The organism is Streptomyces sp. NPDC005805 (assembly GCF_040630445.1).
Lineage (GTDB): Bacteria > Actinomycetota > Actinomycetes > Streptomycetales > Streptomycetaceae > Streptomyces.
In genome coordinates, this window is record NZ_JBEXXN010000025.1 from 79,420 (window position 1) to 96,363 (window position 16,944).

Below are 16,944 nucleotides of genomic sequence, written 5' to 3' on the forward strand. Positions count from 1 at the left end.
GTCCGTTGGTTCGCTGGTTCCCGGCCGCATTGCTGCGGCCGGGGTGGGGCGTCGCCGGGTGGTCTACGGGGCGATGTCGAACTGGGGTGGTTGGAGGCCCGCCAGGCAGCGGGTGTTCGGGCGGGTCGGGGTCCTGAAGAAGGAGGTCGTGATGGTTTGTGCGCACGTGGAGTCCGCGAAGACCACGTGGGCGACGTAGGGGACCGTGACGGCGGTGGAGCGGCTCAGGGTGCGGGCGGCGTACGCGCCGTTGCTCGGTGCGGTCTGGGCGTCGAAACCGCCGGACAGGAGCAGGGTCGGGATGTCGCTGCGGGTGACGTCCCGGATCCAGGGCGGTGCCGCCGGGACGTTCCAGGCCCGGCAGTCGTCGTGGAGCCAGGCGAGCTGCGGGGCGTTGGCCAGCATCGAGCGGGGGAACGTCGGGAACGCCTGCCGCCCGCCCCGGATCACATCCGCTTCGCTCTCGTACGGGGTCCACTGGCTGCAGAAGATGCCGTAGACGAGGCCGTGGGCGACCCTCCCGATGGCCTGCGGGCTGTACCTGCCGCCCGCGAGCTGTTCGGCGATCCGCTGCGGGTTGCCCTGGGCGAGTTCGTCGATGGAGCGGGGCACACCGGCCGCCACGTGGGTGGCGGAAGTGAGCCAGGTGACCAGGTTGCTCCCGTCCAGTACCACCTTCACCGGTTCCGGGTGGACCGGGACGGTGACGGTGGTGGTGATCGGGTCGGCCTCCAGCTCGCTGACGAGGCGCAGGAAGGTGGCCTTCAGATGCGGGTAGCGGGCGTTGCAGTCGGGCTGCCGCGCGCACGCCTCGAACAGGCCGTCGAAGCCCTCCCGTGCTGCCTTCCAGGTGAGGGCCCCGCCGGCGATGGACGGTGGCAGGACGCCGTCGATGCCGACCGACCGGATGCCCTTCGGGTGCAGGCGCATGTAGTTGAGCGCCAGGTGGGTGCCGTAGGAGATGCCGAACACGTTCCACTGCTTGAGGCCCAGGGTCCTGCGCAGGGCGTCGTAGTCGGCTGAGCTCTCGATGTCGTTGTAGGTGCTGCGGTCGGCGCCACGGGCGTCGACGCGGTCGCGGCAGGTCCGGGTGGCCCGGACGTGCAGGCGTCCGGTGGACGGGGCGTTGGAGACGAGGCCGAGGGCGCGCGCGTTGAACTCGTCGATGTTGGGGCAGGTGAGTTCGGGGTCGGCGGAGTAGGTGCCCCGCTGGGACATGAAGACGAGTTCGCGGTCGCGGTTCAGGTTGCCGTCGAGCGCCAGTTGGATCTCGGAGATCGCGTCGTCGCCGGGCCCGCCCGCGAACCACACGATCGGGTCGGGTGCCGGTCGTCCGGTGGCGGCGGGCACGACCGCGACCGACAGGGTGATCTTCCGCCCCTTGGGCCGGGAACGGTTCTCGGGCACGGTGAGCGTCCCGCAGCGGGCCGTCTGCAGAGCGGGAACCGGGTCGGCCGTCCGCGGGCAGGGGCCCGGCGCGAAGCGGGCGTCACCGACCGTGCGGGCGACCGTGCCGAGGGGTGCCCCGTGGCCGGGTCCGGCCTGGGCGGGCGTCGCGGCGAGGGTGGCGACAAGGGCTCCCGTCGTGGCGGCGGCCAGCAGGGTGGGGAGTCGTCCGGGGGTGGTGCGTGGGTGGCGAGGTGGGGGGAGGGACATCATCGGGTCTCCGGCTCGGGAGTGATGGTGAACGGTTTCGGCTTGAGTCCTGCCACGCAGCTGGTGTCGGGCGCGGTGGGACGGGTGAGGAAGGAGTCGAGGACGCTCTGCGCGCAGGGCGACTGGGGGACCACGAAGTGGCCGATCCCGGGAATGCGCACGGCGGTCGAGCGAGGCAGCGTGCGGCCCGTGTAGGGGCCCCAGCTCGCGCCGGTCTTGGCGTCGAAGGTTCCGCTGACGATGAGCGTGGGCACCTTGCTGTAGGTGGCCACGCGTTGGACCGCGGTGCGGTCCGGGACGTCCCAGACGCGGCACACGTCGTACTGGAAAGGCAGTTGCGGCGGCTGGGCCAGCACCGTGTCCGGCCATCCGGGGAAGGCCCGGCGCCCCGCCCGGAGCACGTCGGCCTCCGAGAAGCCCGGCGCCCACTCGGCGCAGGCCACCGAGTTCGTCAGTCCGTGGGCGAACTCGCCGACGGCGGGCTGCGCACCAGCAGCGCGGGCGCGCGCGAAGCGCTCGGGGTTTCCGTGGGCGAGTTCGTCGAGCGCCGCGGGAACGTCGGCGGCCGGCAGCACGGAGCCGTCGGCGACCAGCAGGTTCACCAGGGCTCCCCCGTCGAGGACCACCTTCACCGGGTCTCCTCCTCCCGGCGGCGGCACGGTGAGGGTGAGGGGGTGGGCCTCCAGGCGGCGGACCTGCCGGGTGAGGGTACGCGAAAGGTCCGGGTAGCGGCTCCTGCAGCGGGGCTGGGCCTCGCAGGCCGCGAGGATCTCACCGATCCCCTCCCGGGCGCTGTCCCAGGTCCACGGCAGGCTCACGATCTGCGGGGGCACCACCGAGTCGATCGCCACCGAGCGGATGCCCTGCGGGTGCCGGCGCAGGTAGGTGAGGGCGAGTTCGGTGCCGTACGAGTAGCCGTAGACGTTCCACTTCTTGAGGCCCAGTGCCTTGCGCAGGTCGGCGAAGTCGGCGGCGTTCTCGGTGGTGTTGTAGGCGCTCAGCTCGACACCCGCGGCGGTCAGGCGGTCCCGGCACGCCTTCGCCGCGCGCACCAGGCGCTGCCCCGTGGAGGGCGCGTCGTAGCGCAGGCCGACGGCCTCGGCGTTGAAGCGGTCGACCTCCGGACAGGCGAGGTTCGGCTGCGAGTGGAGGGCGCCGCGCTGGGTCATGACGATCAGGTCGCGATCCTGGTTGACGCCCGAGTCGATCAGGAAGGGGATGGCGCCGATCGCGTCACCACCTGGGCCCCCTTCCATGAACACGACCGGGTCCTCGGCGGGTTTCGTGGTCGCGGCCGGAACAACGGCCACGGTCAGCCGGATGGTCCGCCCGCTGCGGTGGGCGCGGTTCTCGGGCACTTCCAGGAACCCGCACCGTCCGGGGATGGGCTCCGGCGTGTCCGGGCACGGAGCGGGCACGAATCGGGGCGGCGCCCCCGGCGCGGGTCCCTTCCCGGTCGGCTGCGCGGCGCTGCCGGGGGCGGCGCCGAGCACGCTCAGGAGGGCGAGGCCGGCCACGACCAGGGTGCTCCCGGTGCTCGCGCCCCATGAACGTCGCCGGGCGAAGCCGTGCCGCGTCCGCCGGCGTACGGTCTCGCCGCTCTCCCGGGCGGAGGGCCGAGGCTCCGTCCCGATGTCCTTCTCTGCCATGTGATCTCGTTTCTCCGGGGTCTTGGTACCGCGTGCGCCTCGGGCCGCCGGGGCCGCGGAACGCCGTGCTTCGTCACTGCGCCCGCCCCGTGCCTGGAGGGCCGGGGACCGCTCCGAGCGACGCGGTGCCCGCCACCGCGTCGCTCGGCGGGCACCGCGTACGTCAGCCTCTGGCGGGGCAGACCCGTGCACCACTTGTTGACTCCACTCGAAGCAACCCGGCGGGCGCCCCTGAGCCGGCCGAGGTGATCCCGCGCGCCGAGCGCCCCCGACGGCGCTTTTCGTGCCCTGGGCGGCATGCGCCCCACCTTGAGCCGGTCTCCCGCCGAGGACCTACCGCCGGGCACCACCGATCTCGGGCCCGCCGTGGACGCTCCGGGTTCGGGAGGTGTGCCGGTGCTCGGCGGGGCGGGGATCTCCGCGGAGTCGGGCTCCCCGACTACCGCGGCGAGGGGCTCGTTCTTCTTGCGGATGCTTCGGGGAAGTTGAGCCCGAGCTGCTCTTCCGACGGAGCGTCAACGACGGAGCCCCGCGACCGGAGTGGCTGGTCGCGGGGCTCTCGTTCTGGGAAAGCGGGTGCTGAGGCGTGGTTACTTCTTCCCGCTCCCAGAGGTTCCTCCATGCCGGAACTCCACCACGTCCCCGTCCTGCATCACATAGTCCTTGCCCTCCATGCGCGCCTTGCCCTGGGCGCGGGCCTCGGCCACGGAGCCGGTGGTGACGAGGTCGGGGAAGGAGATGACCTCGGCCTTGATGAAGCCCTTCTGGAAGTCGGTGTGGATCACACCGGCCGCCTCGGGGGCGGTGGCGCCCTTCTTGATGGTCCAGGCGCGGGATTCCTTGGGGCCGGCGGTCAGGTAGGTCTGGAGGCCGAGGGTGGCGAAGCCGACGCGGGCGAGGATGGCGAGGCCGGGCTCCTCGGCGCCGACGGACTGGAGGAGTTCCATCGCGTCCTCGTCGTCCAGCTCGGCGAGGTCCGCCTCCAGCTTGGCGTTGAGGAAGATCGCCTCGGCCGGGGCGACCAGGGCGCGCTGCTCGTCCTTGAAGGCGTCGTCCGTCAGCTCGTCCTCGTCCACGTTGAAGACGTAGAGGAACGGCTTGGTGGTGAGCAGGTGGAGGTCGTGCAGCAGCTCGGCCTTCTCGGAGCCCTGGACGACGCCCTGGGAGAAGAGGGTGTCGCCGCGCTCCAGGATCTCCTTCGCCGCCTCGACGGCCGCGACCTTCGGGGCCACGTCCTTCTTGATGCGCGCCTCCTTCGACAGGCGCGGGAGGACCTTCTCGATGGTCTGGAGGTCGGCGAGGATCAGCTCGGTGTTGATCGTCTCGATGTCGTCCTTCGGCGAGACCTTGCCGTCGACGTGGACGACGTTCTCGTCCTTGAAGGCGCGGATGACCTGGCAGATCGCGTCGGACTCGCGGATGTTCGCCAGGAACTTGTTGCCCAGGCCCTCGCCCTCGCTCGCGCCGCGCACGATGCCGGCGATGTCGACGAAGTCGACGGTCGCGGGCAGGATCCGCTGGGAGGAGAAGATCTCGGCCAGTTTCGTCAGGCGGGTGTCGGGGACACCGACCACGCCCACGTTCGGCTCGATGGTGGCGAACGGGTAGTTGGCCGCCAGCACGTCGTTCTTGGTCAGGGCGTTGAACAGGGTCGACTTGCCGACATTCGGCAGACCGACGATTCCGATCGTGAGCGACACGTTGGCGACTTCCTGAGTGGGTGGGTGGTGGGCCGATCCCCCAGTTTACGGGCGGCCCGCGCCGGCCGGTGACGGCAGCCGGGACCCGGCCCGGCCCCGCCCGCGCCCCGGCTCGGGGCCCGCTCGGCGCGGCCCGCGGTCGAACGCACGGCCAAGGTCGGCCAAAGGGCGTGTCTGGTACCTGTACGGCGGTGTCCGGAGACCTACGTTGTGAGGGTGGAGCAGCACAAGACTCGTCGTCCCGGGGCCGGGCAGCGCCCGCAGCGTACGCAACGGCCCGCCCGGGGGCCCCTTCCCGCGCGCGGGGCGCTCGCGGACGGCCCCGCCGTGCCCGTGGTGCCGGCCCGCGCCCCCCGGCCCGCGAGCCCGGCGGCCGTCGCGCTGCGGCGCTTCCCGAACCCCCGGCTGACGGGGCTGGGCGCCGGTCTCTTCGCCGCGGCCGTGATGCTGGTGCTGGGCTTCTTCGACTGGTTGCTGCTGGACGGCTCGGCCGCGGTGTACGGCGTGCTGTTCCTGCTGGTCAGCGCCCTGACCGCGTTCTGGGTACGGGAAGCGGACCTGGTGATGGCGCCGGTCATCGTGCCCATCGCCTTCGCGGTCGGCATCGTGCCGATCTCCGGCGGCGAGGGCGGTATCGGCGGGCAGACGATGGCCGTGATCACCTCCCTCGCGGTGCACGCGGGCTGGCTGTACGGGGGCACCCTGATCGCCGGGCTGATCACCTGTGTGCGGAAGGTGCGGGCGATGGGACGGCGGCGGAAGGGGGCCGGGGCCGCAGCCGCCAGGCCGGGGGGCGGCACCGGCGGCGACCGGGCCCGCCCCGTGCGCCGCCCGACGTCCAGGGGCTGAGCCCGGCCCCGCCCGGCCCCGGCCGGGCACTCAGCGGCCGGCCGCCGCCATCGCCGCCCCCACGATCCCCGCGTTGTTCTGCAGCTCGGCCGGGACGATCTCCGCCCGGATGCCCTCGATCAGGGGCAGGAACTTCTCGGCCTTGCGGCTGACGCCGCCCCCGATCACGAACAGCTCGGGCGAGAACAGCATCTCCACGTGCGCGAGGTACTTGGTCACCCGCCGGGCCCAGTGCTCCCAGCTCAGGTCGTGGTCCTCCTTGGCCTTGGTGGAGGCCCGCTTCTCGGCGTCGTGGCCGTGCAGTTCCAGGTGGCCGAGTTCCGTGTTGGGCACCAGGCGGCCGTCGGTGAAGACAGCGCTGCCGATGCCGGTGCCGAAGGTGAGGACGATGACCGTGCCCTTGCGGCCGCGCCCGGCGCCGAAGGTCGTCTCGGCGACGCCCGCCGCGTCCGCGTCGTTCAGGATCGTCACGGGCAGGCCGCCGAGCCGGTCGCCCAGCAGCCGGGCCGCGTCCTTGTCGATCCAGCCCTTGTCCACGTTGGCCGCGGTACGGGTGACCCCGTGGGTGACGACCCCGGGGAAGGTGATGCCGACCGGCCCGCTCCAGCCGAAGTGCCCCACCACCTCGGCGACCCCGTCCGCGACGGCGTCCGGCGTCGCCGGGTGCGGGGTGAGGACCTTGTGGCGCGCCTCGGCCAGGTCGCCCCGTTCCAGATCCACGGGAGCGCCCTTGATCCCGGATCCGCCGATGTCCACTCCGAAGACGTTCATGGACCCAACGTTACGACCCGGAGCCGACCGTGACGGCGAGGACGGCCGGAGAGCACCCCCCGGGGCGGACCGGGCTACCCGGAGCACCACCGCCCCGGCCGGCCCGCGCGTCACTGCCCCGACAGCCTCGCCGCCTCCGCGCGCAGATCGCGGCGGAGCTCCTTCGGGAGGGAGAAGGTGATGGACTCCTCGGCCGCCTTGACCAGTTCGACGTCCTCGTAACCGCGCTGGGAGAGCCACTCCAGCACGCCCTCCACCAGCACCTCCGGCACGGAGGCGCCCGAGGTCACGCCGACCGTCGAGACGCCCTCCAGCCATGCCTCGTCGATCTCCTCGGCGAAGTCGACCAGGTGGGCGTCCTTGGCGCCGGCGCCGAGGGCGACCTCGACCAGGCGGACGGAGTTGGAGGAGTTCTTGGAGCCGACGACGATCACGAGGTCCGCCTCGGCGCCCATCTGCTTCACCGCGATCTGGCGGTTCTGCGTGGCGTAGCAGATGTCGTCGCTGGGCGGGGAGATCAGACCGGGGAACTTGGTCTTCAGCGCGCCGACCGTCTCCATCGTCTCGTCGACCGAGAGCGTGGTCTGGGAGAGCCAGACGACCTTGTCCGGGTCGCGGACCTCGACGTTGGCCACGTCGTCCGGGCCGTCGACGAGGGTGATGTGCTCGGGGGCCTCGCCGGAGGTGCCGATGACCTCCTCGTGGCCCTCGTGGCCGATCAGGAGGATGTCGTAGTCCTCCTTGGCGAAGCGCACGGCCTCCTTGTGGACCTTGGTGACCAGCGGGCAGGTCGCGTCGATGGTGGCGAGCTTGCGCTCGGCGGCCTCCGCGTGGACGGTCGGGGCGACGCCGTGGGCCGAGAACATGACGATCGAGCCCTCGGGGACCTCCGCCGTCTCCTCGACGAAGATCGCGCCCTTCTTCTCCAGGGTCTGCACGACGTACTTGTTGTGGACGATCTCGTGGCGGACGTAGATGGGCGACCCGTACTGCTCCAGGGCCTTCTCCACGGCGATCACGGCGCGGTCGACTCCCGCGCAGTAGCCGCGGGGAGCGGCGAGGAGGACGCGTCGGGCAGTCGGCGCAGCAGTCATGCGTCCCATCGTAAGGCCGCCCAGAACGGGCAGGTAATCGGCGCCCGGCCGCAGACTGGCCCGGGACGGTACGGCGGGCCCGGCACGCCGGCGACGCGCCCGGGGCGCCCGGGGACGGCAGCGGGAGGGACACCATGCGGCGGGCCACGGCGGGCAGGGCCGGGCGGGGACCGGGGCGGCGCCCCTGGCAGGAGCCGGGTCCGGGGCACAGCGAGCTGCGGCGGACGCTGGGGTTCCGGGACCTGGTCGTGTACGGGCTGCTCTTCATCGCGCCCATGGCGCCCGTCGGCGTGTTCGGCACCCTGGACGCGAAGTCGGGCGGCGCGGTCGCGCTGGTCTACCTCGTCGCGACGGTCGCCATGGCGTTCACCGCTTCGAGCTACGCGCAGATGGTCCGGGTCGCGCCGCAGGCCGGGTCGGTGTTCACCTACGCCCGCAAGGGGCTGGGCGAGGCGCCGGGGTTCGTCGCCGGGTGGATGGCGATGCTGGACTATCTGCTGATCCCCGCGGTGGCGTATCTGTTCTCGGGGATCGCCATGGAGGCGCTGGTTCCGGCGGTGGACCGGTGGGTGTGGACGGCGATCGCCGTGGTGGTGACCACCGCGCTGAACCTGTGGGGCGTGCGGGCGGCGGCCCGGGTGGGCTTCGCGGTGCTGGCGATGGAGATCGCGGTGCTGCTGGTCTTCGTGGCCGCGGCGGTGTCGGTGCTGGTCGCGGACGGGCCGCGGCGGGACTGGCTGTCGCCCCTGACGGGTGACGCGGCCTTCTCCCTGGCTGCGGTCCTCGGCGCGGTGTCGGTCGCGGTCCTCTCCTACCTCGGGTTCGACGCGATCGTCTCCTTCGCGGAGGAGGTGACGGGCGGCTCGCGGAAGGTGGCGCGGGCGGTGCTGTTCTGCCTGGGGCTCGCGGGCACCCTGTTCGTCCTCCAGACGTATCTGGCGGCGCTGCTCACCCCGGTGTCCTCGGCGGAACTGGCGGCGGAGCCGGCCCGGCAGGGGGCGGCGTTCTACGACGCGGTGGACGCCTCGGTCGGGACCTGGCTGCACGACCTGGTGGCGGTGAGCAAGGCGATCGGGGCGGCCTTCGCGGCGCTGGCGGGGCAGGCGGCGGCCGGGCGGCTGCTGTTCGCGATGGCCCGCGACCGGCGGCTGCCGGGGGCGCTGGCCCGGACGGACGGCGGGGTTCCGCGGCTGGCCCTGCTGGTCGCGGCGGTGGTGACGATGGTCGCCGCGGTGTGGGCGGCCCAGCGGGACGACGGTCTGGATCTTCTGGTGTCGGTGGTGGACATCGGGGCGCTGACGGCGTTCGTGCTGCTCCACGCGAGTGTGGTCGGCTGGTTCGTGGTGCGCCGGATGGACGGGCCGCCGGACTGGCTGCGGCATCTGGTGGTGCCGCTGGTGGGCACGGCGGTGCTGGTCGCGGTGATCGTGGAGGCGGCGGCCTCGGCTCAGGTGGTGGGCGTGGTGTGGCTGGGGGTGGGGCTGGTGGTGCTCTCGGTGCAGTGGGGGCGGCGCGGGACGGGGTGAGGGGGAGCACGGGCCCGGGACACGGGCACGGGGCCGGGGCACGCGGCCGGTTCGGGACGCCGGGATTGTCACAGGCGGCCGATACGCTCCCCCGTATGGCTCTCAACACGTCCGCGGAGACGCCCCTGCCCGTCGGCGAGGTGTCCCGCCTCATCGGCGGGTGGATCGACCGCCTCGGCTCGGTGTGGGTGGAGGGGCAGATCACCCAGCTCTCGCGGCGCCCGGGCGCGGGTGTCGTGTTCCTGACCCTGCGCGACCCCTCGTACGACATCTCGGTGGGCGTCACCTGCTTCCGGCAGGTCTTCGACGCGGTCGCCGACGTGGTCGCGGAGGGGGCGCGGGTGGTGGTGCTCGCCAAGCCGGAGTGGTACGCGCCCCGGGGCCAGCTCTCGCTGCGCGCGACGGAGATACGGCCGGTCGGCATCGGTGAACTGCTGGCGCGGCTGGAGCAGTTGAAGCGGGCGCTGGGCGCGGAGGGCCTGTTCGCCGCCGACCGGAAGTGGGCGCTCCCGTTCCTGCCGCACCGGGTGGGCCTGGTGTGCGGGCGCGCCTCGGCCGCCGAACGGGACGTCCTGGAGAACGCGCGCCGGCGCTGGCCCCAGGTCCGCTTCGAGGTGCGGAACGTCGCCGTCCAGGGTGTCCACGCCGTGACGCAGGTGGTCCAGGCGGTGAAGGAGCTGGACGACCACCCGGACGTGGACGTGATCATCGTGGCCCGGGGCGGCGGCAGCGTCGAGGATCTGCTGCCGTTCTCGGACGAGCAGCTGGTGCGGGCGGTGGCCGACTGCTCGACGCCGGTCGTCTCGGCCATCGGCCACGAACCGGACACCCCCCTCCTCGACCTGGTGGCGGACCTGCGGGCGTCGACCCCGACGGACGCGGCGAAGAAGGTCGTCCCGGACGTCGGCGAGGAGCTCCAGCGGGTGGGCATGCTGCGGGACCGGGCGCTGCGCACGGTGCGGGGGCTGCTGGACCGCGAGGAACGCGGCCTCGCGCACGCGCTGGCCCGGCCGTCCATGGAGCATCCGCAGCGGATGGTGGAGCAGCGCGAGGACGAGGTGGACGCCCTGCTGGCGCGGGGCCGCCGGGTCTTCGGCCACCTCCTGGACCGGGCGGACTCGGAGCTGGCGCACACGAGCGCCCGGGTCCTCTCCCTCTCCCCCGCGGCCACGATGGAGCGGGGGTACGCGGTGCTCCAGCGGGCGGACGGCGCGGTGGTGCGCTCCCCTGAGGAGGTCGCGGCGGGGGACGGGCTGCGGGCCCGGGTCGCCGAGGGCGAGTTCGCGGTCCGGGTGGAGGAGTGAGGCCCTGGGGACAGCGGGGACGCCGGGGACCTCGGGGGCGTCAGGCTCATCGGGCAGATCAGGCTCAGCAGGCTCAGCAGGCTCAGCAGGCTCAGCAGGCTCAAATTTAGGGTGGATCACATGGCTGCCAAGACGGAAGAGGCCGCGCTCGGCTACGAGCAGGCACGGGACGAGCTGATCGAGGTCGTGCGCCGGCTGGAGGCGGGCGGGACCACGCTGGAGGAGTCGCTCGCCCTGTGGGAGCGCGGCGAGGAGCTGGCCAAGGTCTGCCGGCGTTGGCTGGAGGGCGCCCGGGCGCGCCTGGACGCGGCGCTGGCGGAGTCCGCGCCGCCGGAGGGCGCGTCGGCGGACAGCGAGTAGCGGGCACCGGCCCGCACGCACGCGTACGGCGAAGGCCGCCGCTCCCGGGAGGACCGGGAGCGGCGGCCTTCGCCGTGCCATGAGCGTATGCGGCCGCGAACGCCCTACAGGGGGGCGGCCGGGGGCGCCTCAGACCGTGGTGACGACCTCGTCGTACGCGAGCCGCGGGGAGCGCGGGAACCAGGCGTCCTCGCCGGGGCGGCCGATGTTGACGACCATCAGCGGGGTGTGGTCGCCGTCGAGGAACTCCTTCTGGATGCCCGCGGCGTCGTAGCCGGTCATCGGGCCGGCCGCGAGGCCGGCGGCGCGGACGCCGACGATGAAGTAGGCGGCCTGGAGGGCGGCGTTGAGCAGGGCGGCCGGCTCACGGGCCGGGCGCTCGCTGAAGAACATGTCCTTGGCCTGCGGGAAGTGCGGGAGCAGGGCCGGCAGTTCCTCGTGGAACTCGTTGTCGGCGGCCAGGATCGCGACCAGCGGGGCGGTGCGGGTCTTGGGCTGGTTGCCCTCGGCCATGTGCGCGACCAGGCGCTCGCGGGCCTCCTCGCTGCGGACGAGCACGATGCGCAGCGGGGTCTGGTTGAAGGCGGTCGGGCCGTACTTGACCAGGTCGTAGATCGCCTGGACCTGCTCGTCGGTCACCGGCTCGCCGGTGAAGGTGTTCGCGGTACGGGCCTCGCGGAACAGCAGGTCCTGCGCGGTGGGGTCAAGAACGAGGGACATGGGAACCTTCCCGGGGGCGAATCATGGGCCAACCAACTAACGAGCCCCACGGTACCGCATTTGATTAAAGTTCAACAAAAATGCGGGCGCACGTGACCCGACTCACACAGCCCGATGCGGGGTGAGCCGGGTCAGGTCGCCCTTCGGCGGGCTCCGCCTACGACGCGGAGGGGGCGGCGGACGGCTTCTCGCCGCGCTCGGCGACCAGCGCGCCGGCCATCTCGGCGAGCCGGTCCTCGGAGGCCGTGCCCAGGACGACCGTGGTCGCGCCGTCGGCGGTCAGCACCAGGGCGTCGTACTTCGGGCCCTCCCAGCGCTGCCAGGTCCGCTCGCCGACCGTGCGGGTCTCCTTGGTCGGGCGCGCCTCGTGGGTCACCTCGCGGACGTACTTGTCACGGGGTTCGGCCGAGGACTGCTTGACGGCCACGTACTGGCGGTCCGGGTCCAGGAAGCCGAGGTGCCACGCGTGGGCGTCCGCGCCGTCGAACCGCACCGAGGTGGCCTTCCAGCCGGTGCCCAGACCCTCGGGGGCCGCGATCGGGTACGGGGCGGCGCGGCGCGCCGTCAGGAGTTCGACGCGGTAGTCCTGCTCCTTGATCGGGTCCGCGTTCTCGTCGTGCGGGACCAGCATGTAGATACCGGCCACGACGATGCCGATGACCGCCATCGACTGGATCATGCCGCGGATTGTCTGTCTGCCTCGATTGCCTGCCACGCCGCCTATGGTCGCATCCGGGGTCCGTGCTCAAACGTGGCCCCCTCTGCTCAGTTTGTCGATGTACCGATAGAGTCGGCACCACCCTCTTTACCTACGGCCGTCGCGTCGTACAGAAAGGTGCGCTCCCGATGACCGAGCATCAGCTGCCGTCCCAACTGGAGGTCTCACCCGAGGCCCCCGACCGCAACCTCGCCCTTGAGCTCGTCCGGGTCACCGAGGCCGCCGCCATGGCCGCCGGCCGCTGGGTCGGCCGCGGCGAGAAGAACGGCGCCGACGGCGCCGCCGTCAAAGCCATGCGGACCCTCGTCTCGACCGTCTCGATGAACGGCGTCGTCGTGATCGGCGAGGGCGAGAAGGACGAGGCGCCGATGCTGTTCAACGGCGAGCGCATCGGCGACGGCACCGGCGCCGAGTGCGACATCGCCGTGGACCCGATCGACGGCACCACGCTGACGGCCAAGGGCATGCCGAACGCCATCGCCGTGCTGGCCGCCGCCGACCGCGGGACCATGTTCGACCCGTCCGCGGTCTTCTACATGGACAAGCTGGTCACCGGCCCCGAGGCCGCCGACTTCGTCGACATCAACGCCCCGGTCTCGGTGAACATCCGCCGCGTCGCCCGCGCGAAGAACTCCTCCCCCGAGGATGTCACCGTGGTCATCCTGGACCGCCCGCGCCACGAGGGCATCGTCAAGGAGATCCGCGAGACGGGCGCCCGGATCAAGTTCATCTCGGACGGCGACGTCGCGGGCTCGATCATGGCCGTCAAGGAGGGCACCGGCGTCGACCTGCTGCTCGGTGTCGGCGGTACGCCCGAGGGCATCATCTCGGCCTGCGCGATCAAGTGCCTGGGCGGTGTGATCCAGGGCAAGTTGTGGCCGAAGGACGACGAGGAGCGGCAGCGCGCGATCGACGCCGGGCACGACCTCGACCGGGTGCTCTCCACCGACGACCTGGTCAGCGGCGAGAACGTCTTCTTCGTGGCCACCGGCATCACCGACGGCGAGCTGCTGCGCGGGGTGCGCTACCGGGCCGAGACGGCGACCACGCAGTCCCTGGTGATGCGGTCCAAGTCGGGCACCATCCGCCAGATCGACTCGACGCACCGGCTCTCCAAGCTGCGCGCGTACAGCCAGATCGACTTCGACCGCGCGCAGTAGGCGCGGCGGCCCCGGTCGCCGCGGCCGCGTCGCGGCGACCGGCTCACGGCCACGGCGAACGCGCACACGAGAGGCGCCCCTGTGCGGAGGGGCGCCTCTCGCGTTGCGTACGACCGTGGTGCGGGGTGTGCGGCGGGCCGCCGGTGTCGCGCGTGTCCTGCCCGAACCGCGCGGCGGAACGAGGCGGCCCGGCCCGCGCGACGCGTCTCAGGCCGCGGACGCGGGCTTCTTGACCTCCGTCTCGCGCCGGCGCCGCCGGGCCAGCACCACCCGCCGCTCGGCCGCGGTGAGCCCGCCCCAGACGCCGTACGGCTCGGGCTGGAGGAGGGCGTGCTCACGGCACTCGATCATCACGGGACAGCGGGCGCAGACCCGCTTGGCCGCCTCCTCGCGGGACAGCCGCGCGGCCGTGGGCTCCTTCGACGGCGCGAAGAACAGCCCCGCCTCGTCGCGGCGGCAGGCCGCCTCCGCGTGCCAGGGCCCGGCCTCGTCGTCCCGGGTGGGGACGCGCTGGCGGGGAACGGCGGCTACCTGCGCGGCTACCTGCAGGGACTGAGGCGGCAGTTGCAGCACGGTCTACTCCTGACGACGAATTCGCGAGCGAGAGACGATGCAGCAGTCCCTACCCGCTGTGCGCACGCCTATGCACTGAGTGGCACACCGCCGGGAGGCGCGGGATCACGCGCGGCCGCGCACGGCGTGAAATCCCCCGCACGCGCCGGGTGTTCAGCCCAGGTGTTTGCGCAGGCGGCCGTGGAGGTCGGAGATCCTGCGCCCCCGCTTGGGCTTCGCCTCGACGCTGCCGAAAACCGAGTACCCGTTGACGACCACGACCGGAGCCTCCGGGTCCTCCGCCTCCAGGGTCACCACCTCGAAGCTGCCGAAGACACCCGTGCCGCTCCCCCGCAGGGTGATGTTCTCCGGGACGCGGATCTCCACACTGCCGAAGATCGACGTCGCGTTGATGACGGTGAGGCGCTGGCGGAACAGCGCCTGGGTCAGGTCGATCTCGACGCTGCCGAAGAGGGAGAAGGCGTTGGTGCGGCGGCCGACGCGCCAGCGGCCCTTGCGGGTGGAGCCGGAGAAGACGGCGACCAGGTTCTCCGCGGGTGCGGTGTCGTCCCCGTCCTCGGCGCGGGCGGCCGCGGCGGACCGGTGCCCCGTCGCGGGCAGGTCCCGCACCAGGGGCTCCAGTTCGCCCATGGTCTTGGCGCGGTAGACCGCGTCGATCCGCTCGGCGTGTTCCTCGGCGTCCAGCCGGCCCTCGGCGAGCGCGTCCCGCAGGATGTCCGCGATGCGGTCCCGGTCGGCGTCGGACGCACGGAGGGCCGGCTCGGCGTCGGCGGGGGCGGCCGGCTTCTGGGAGTGCTTCTCGAGGTCCACGGAACCAGCGTAGCGAAACGCGATAGATCGCGACCAGGGGTGGCACACGGCGCGGCGCGGCGCGGAACCGGACAGGGACAGGAGCCGGAGCCGGGCCCGGACCGGGGCGGCGGCAAGTGAGCCTTACCTCACAAGGTCCGGCTCCGGGGCTCGCCCTACCCTGGATGGCGCTGCCAACGGAGGCACGCTGCTGTCTGTGAAGTGAGGAATGGGCGACATGCCGGAGTTCGCGTATACGGATCTGCTCCCGCTGGGCGAGGACACCACCCCGTACCGGCTGGTGACCTCCGAGGGTGTCTCCACCTTCGAGGCCGACGGGCGCACCTTCCTCAAGGTCGAGCCGGAGGCCCTGCGCACCCTCGCGGCCGAGGCGATCAAGGACATCCAGCACTTCCTCCGCCCCGCGCACCTCGCCCAGCTCCGCCGGATCATCGACGACCCCGAGGCGTCGTCCAACGACAAGTTCGTCGCGCTCGACCTGCTGAAGAACGCGAACATCGCGGCGGCCGGGGTGCTGCCCATGTGCCAGGACACCGGCACCGCGATCGTCATGGGCAAGCGCGGCCAGAACGTCCTGACCTCCGGCGGGGACGAGGAGGCGCTCTCCCGGGGCATCTACGACGCCTACACCGAGCTGAACCTCCGCTACTCGCAGATGGCGCCGCTGACCATGTGGGAGGAGAAGAACACCGGCTCCAACCTGCCCGCGCAGATCGAGCTGTACGCGACCGACGGCGGCGCGTACAAGTTCCTCTTCATGGCGAAGGGCGGCGGCTCGGCGAACAAGTCCTTCCTCTACCAGGAGACCAAGGCCGTCCTCAACGAGGCGAGCATGATGAGGTTCCTGGAGGAGAAGATCCGCTCGCTGGGCACCGCCGCGTGCCCGCCGTACCACCTGGCAATCGTGGTGGGCGGCACCTCCGCCGAGTTCGCGCTGAAGACCGCGAAGTACGCCTCCGCGCACTACCTGGACGAGCTGCCCGCCGAGGGCTCCGAGCTCGGGCACGGCTTCCGGGACGAGGAGTTGGAGAAGAAGGTCTTCGAGCTGACCCAGAAGATCGGCATCGGCGCGCAGTTCGGCGGCAAGTACTTCTGCCACGACGTGCGCGTGGTCCGGCTGCCGCGCCACGGCGCGTCCCTGCCGGTGGCCGTCGCGGTCTCCTGCTCCGCCGACCGCCAGGCGGTCGCGAAGATCACGGCGGAGGGCGTCTTCCTGGAGCAGCTGGAGAAGGACCCGGCGCGCTTCCTGCCCGACACCACGGACGAGCAGCTCGCGGAGGAGGGCGAGGTCGTGAGGATCGACCTCAACCGGCCGATGGACGAGATGCTGGCGGAGCTGACCAAGTACCCGGTCAAGACCCGGCTCTCGCTGACCGGCCCGCTGGTCGTCGCGCGCGACATCGCGCACGCGAAGATCAAGGAGCGGCTGGACGCGGGCGAGGACATGCCGCAGTACCTGAAGGACCACCCGGTCTACTACGCGGGCCCGGCGAAGACGCCGGAGGGGTACGCGTCGGGGTCCTTCGGGCCGACGACGGCGGGCCGGATGGACTCCTACGTGGAGCAGTTCCAGGCTGCGGGCGGCTCGAAGATCATGCTGGCGAAGGGCAACCGCTCGAAGCAGGTCACGGACGCGTGCGGGGCGCACGGCGGCTTCTACCTGGGCTCGATCGGCGGCCCGGCGGCGCGGCTGGCGCAGGACTGCATCAAGAAGGTCGAGGTCGTCGAGTACGAGGAGCTCGGCATGGAGGCGGTCTGGCGGATCGAGGTGGAGGACTTCCCGGCGTTCATCGTGGTGGACGACAAGGGGAACGACTTCTTCACGGAGCCGGCTCCGGCGCCGACGTTCACGGCGATTCCGGTGCGGGGGCCGGGGCTGGGCTGACGCCCTTGGCGCCGGAGGGCTTTTCAGCCCGTCCGGCGATTGAGGACACCGCGCGGAGCGTGGTGCCCGGGTACAGGTACTGCCGTTCTCGGCGGGTGAGCATCCTGGACTGGCAGGTGCCTTCAATCTGCTGCGCTTCGAGGACCACCCGGACATCTTCTAAGATCGG

Annotated in this window: 15 protein-coding genes and 2 pseudogenes; 8 read left to right on the plus strand and 9 right to left on the minus strand. The window is 72.2% G+C overall.

Annotated features, from left to right (window positions below; translation table 11 throughout):
- Positions 1-63: 63 nt before the first annotated feature.
- Positions 64-1,656 (minus strand): alpha/beta fold hydrolase, encoded by a 1,593-nt coding sequence (locus tag ABZ457_RS16595; protein WP_359158292.1) that lies wholly within the window; start codon positions 1,654-1,656, stop codon positions 64-66.
- Complete coding sequence (locus tag ABZ457_RS16600) at positions 1,656-3,305, minus strand: alpha/beta fold hydrolase (protein ID WP_359158278.1); 1,650 nt, start codon at positions 3,303-3,305, stop codon at positions 1,656-1,658. Before ABZ457_RS16600 ends, ABZ457_RS16595 begins: the two co-directional genes overlap by 1 nt.
- A gap of 297 nt (positions 3,306-3,602) precedes the next feature.
- Here ABZ457_RS16600 and ABZ457_RS16605 point away from each other — a divergent pair.
- A pseudogene (locus tag ABZ457_RS16605) lies at positions 3,603-3,760 on the plus strand (NAD-dependent protein deacetylase 1); the annotation flags it as partial.
- Positions 3,761-3,895: 135 nt separating this feature from the next.
- Here ABZ457_RS16605 and ychF read toward each other — a convergent pair.
- Complete coding sequence (ychF, locus tag ABZ457_RS16610) at positions 3,896-5,005, minus strand: redox-regulated ATPase YchF (RefSeq protein ID WP_359158279.1); 1,110 nt, start codon at positions 5,003-5,005, stop codon at positions 3,896-3,898.
- Between the two features lie 327 nt (positions 5,006-5,332).
- Here ychF and ABZ457_RS16615 point away from each other — a divergent pair, with 327 nt between their 5' ends.
- A complete protein-coding gene (locus ABZ457_RS16615) occupies positions 5,333-5,854 on the plus strand; it encodes a DUF6542 domain-containing protein (protein ID WP_359158293.1) in 522 nt (173 codons plus the stop codon).
- 30 nt (positions 5,855-5,884) lie between these two features.
- Here ABZ457_RS16615 and ppgK read toward each other — a convergent pair whose 3' ends face one another.
- Positions 5,885-6,625: a polyphosphate--glucose phosphotransferase gene (ppgK, locus tag ABZ457_RS16620; protein ID WP_359158280.1), complete on the minus strand. Its 741-nt coding sequence runs from the start codon at positions 6,623-6,625 to the stop codon at positions 5,885-5,887.
- Positions 6,626-6,735: 110 nt separating this feature from the next.
- Complete coding sequence (locus ABZ457_RS16625; RefSeq protein ID WP_359158281.1) at positions 6,736-7,728, minus strand: 4-hydroxy-3-methylbut-2-enyl diphosphate reductase; 993 nt, start codon at positions 7,726-7,728, stop codon at positions 6,736-6,738.
- Positions 7,729-7,853: 125 nt separating this feature from the next.
- On the opposite strand from ABZ457_RS16625, the gene ABZ457_RS16630 reads away from it, so the two are divergent.
- The 3 genes from ABZ457_RS16630 to ABZ457_RS16640 all read left to right on the plus strand — a co-directional run bounded on the left by ABZ457_RS16630 (position 7,854) and on the right by ABZ457_RS16640 (position 10,909).
- Positions 7,854-9,245, plus strand: a complete 1,392-nt coding sequence (locus tag ABZ457_RS16630) for an APC family permease (protein WP_359158282.1) — start codon at positions 7,854-7,856, stop codon at positions 9,243-9,245.
- Positions 9,246-9,340: 95 nt separating this feature from the next.
- On the plus strand, positions 9,341-10,549 hold the full coding sequence (gene xseA, locus ABZ457_RS16635; protein WP_359158283.1) for an exodeoxyribonuclease VII large subunit: 1,209 nt from the start codon (positions 9,341-9,343) through the stop codon (positions 10,547-10,549).
- A 120-nt stretch (positions 10,550-10,669) separates the two neighbouring features.
- Positions 10,670-10,909 (plus strand): exodeoxyribonuclease VII small subunit, encoded by a 240-nt coding sequence (locus tag ABZ457_RS16640; RefSeq protein ID WP_359158284.1) that lies wholly within the window; start codon positions 10,670-10,672, stop codon positions 10,907-10,909.
- Positions 10,910-11,038: 129 nt separating this feature from the next.
- On the opposite strand, the gene ABZ457_RS16645 is transcribed toward ABZ457_RS16640, so the two are convergent.
- Together ABZ457_RS16645 and ABZ457_RS16650 are read right to left on the minus strand one after the other, a co-directional pair.
- On the minus strand, positions 11,039-11,629 hold the full coding sequence (locus ABZ457_RS16645; RefSeq protein ID WP_359158285.1) for a malonic semialdehyde reductase: 591 nt from the start codon (positions 11,627-11,629) through the stop codon (positions 11,039-11,041).
- Between the two features lie 157 nt (positions 11,630-11,786).
- Positions 11,787-12,344 (minus strand): DUF4245 domain-containing protein, encoded by a 558-nt coding sequence (locus ABZ457_RS16650; RefSeq protein ID WP_359158286.1) that lies wholly within the window; start codon positions 12,342-12,344, stop codon positions 11,787-11,789.
- A 131-nt stretch (positions 12,345-12,475) separates the two neighbouring features.
- Between ABZ457_RS16650 and glpX the strand changes: the two genes are divergently transcribed.
- Positions 12,476-13,507: a class II fructose-bisphosphatase gene (gene glpX / locus ABZ457_RS16655; RefSeq protein ID WP_359158287.1), complete on the plus strand. Its 1,032-nt coding sequence runs from the start codon at positions 12,476-12,478 to the stop codon at positions 13,505-13,507.
- A 207-nt stretch (positions 13,508-13,714) separates the two neighbouring features.
- On the opposite strand, the gene ABZ457_RS16660 is transcribed toward glpX, so the two are convergent.
- Together ABZ457_RS16660 and ABZ457_RS16665 are read right to left on the minus strand one after the other, a co-directional pair.
- Complete coding sequence (locus ABZ457_RS16660) at positions 13,715-14,080, minus strand: WhiB family transcriptional regulator (RefSeq protein WP_359158288.1); 366 nt, start codon at positions 14,078-14,080, stop codon at positions 13,715-13,717.
- Between the two features lie 153 nt (positions 14,081-14,233).
- On the minus strand, positions 14,234-14,890 hold the full coding sequence (locus tag ABZ457_RS16665; protein WP_359158289.1) for a DUF1707 domain-containing protein: 657 nt from the start codon (positions 14,888-14,890) through the stop codon (positions 14,234-14,236).
- Positions 14,891-15,098: 208 nt separating this feature from the next.
- Between ABZ457_RS16665 and ABZ457_RS16670 the strand changes: the two genes are divergently transcribed.
- Positions 15,099-16,775 carry a fumarate hydratase gene (locus ABZ457_RS16670; RefSeq protein ID WP_359158290.1) on the plus strand — a complete coding sequence of 559 codons (1,677 nt, stop codon included), beginning with the start codon at positions 15,099-15,101 and terminating at the stop codon, positions 16,773-16,775.
- Positions 16,776-16,842: 67 nt separating this feature from the next.
- A pseudogene (locus ABZ457_RS16675) lies at positions 16,843-16,935 on the plus strand (Scr1 family TA system antitoxin-like transcriptional regulator); the annotation flags it as partial.
- Positions 16,936-16,944 lie beyond the last annotated feature (9 nt).

Excerpts from the sequence above, each read along its gene's own strand:
- ABZ457_RS16640 (WP_359158284.1), top strand. The coding sequence starts at position 10,670 with ATGGCTGCCAAGACGGAAGAGGCCGCGCTCGGCTACGAGCAGGCACGG.
- glpX (WP_359158287.1), top strand. The coding sequence starts at position 12,476 with ATGACCGAGCATCAGCTGCCGTCCCAACTGGAGGTCTCACCCGAGGCC.
- ABZ457_RS16645 (WP_359158285.1), bottom strand. The coding sequence starts at position 11,629 with ATGTCCCTCGTTCTTGACCCCACCGCGCAGGACCTGCTGTTCCGCGAG.
- ABZ457_RS16600 (WP_359158278.1), bottom strand. The coding sequence starts at position 3,305 with ATGGCAGAGAAGGACATCGGGACGGAGCCTCGGCCCTCCGCCCGGGAG.
- ABZ457_RS16670 (WP_359158290.1), top strand. The coding sequence starts at position 15,099 with ATGGGCGACATGCCGGAGTTCGCGTATACGGATCTGCTCCCGCTGGGC.
- ABZ457_RS16630 (WP_359158282.1), top strand. The coding sequence starts at position 7,854 with ATGCGGCGGGCCACGGCGGGCAGGGCCGGGCGGGGACCGGGGCGGCGC.
- ABZ457_RS16625 (WP_359158281.1), bottom strand. The coding sequence starts at position 7,728 with ATGGGACGCATGACTGCTGCGCCGACTGCCCGACGCGTCCTCCTCGCC.
- ppgK (WP_359158280.1), bottom strand. The coding sequence starts at position 6,625 with ATGAACGTCTTCGGAGTGGACATCGGCGGATCCGGGATCAAGGGCGCT.
- xseA (WP_359158283.1), top strand. The coding sequence starts at position 9,341 with ATGGCTCTCAACACGTCCGCGGAGACGCCCCTGCCCGTCGGCGAGGTG.
- ABZ457_RS16595 (WP_359158292.1), bottom strand. The coding sequence starts at position 1,656 with ATGTCCCTCCCCCCACCTCGCCACCCACGCACCACCCCCGGACGACTC.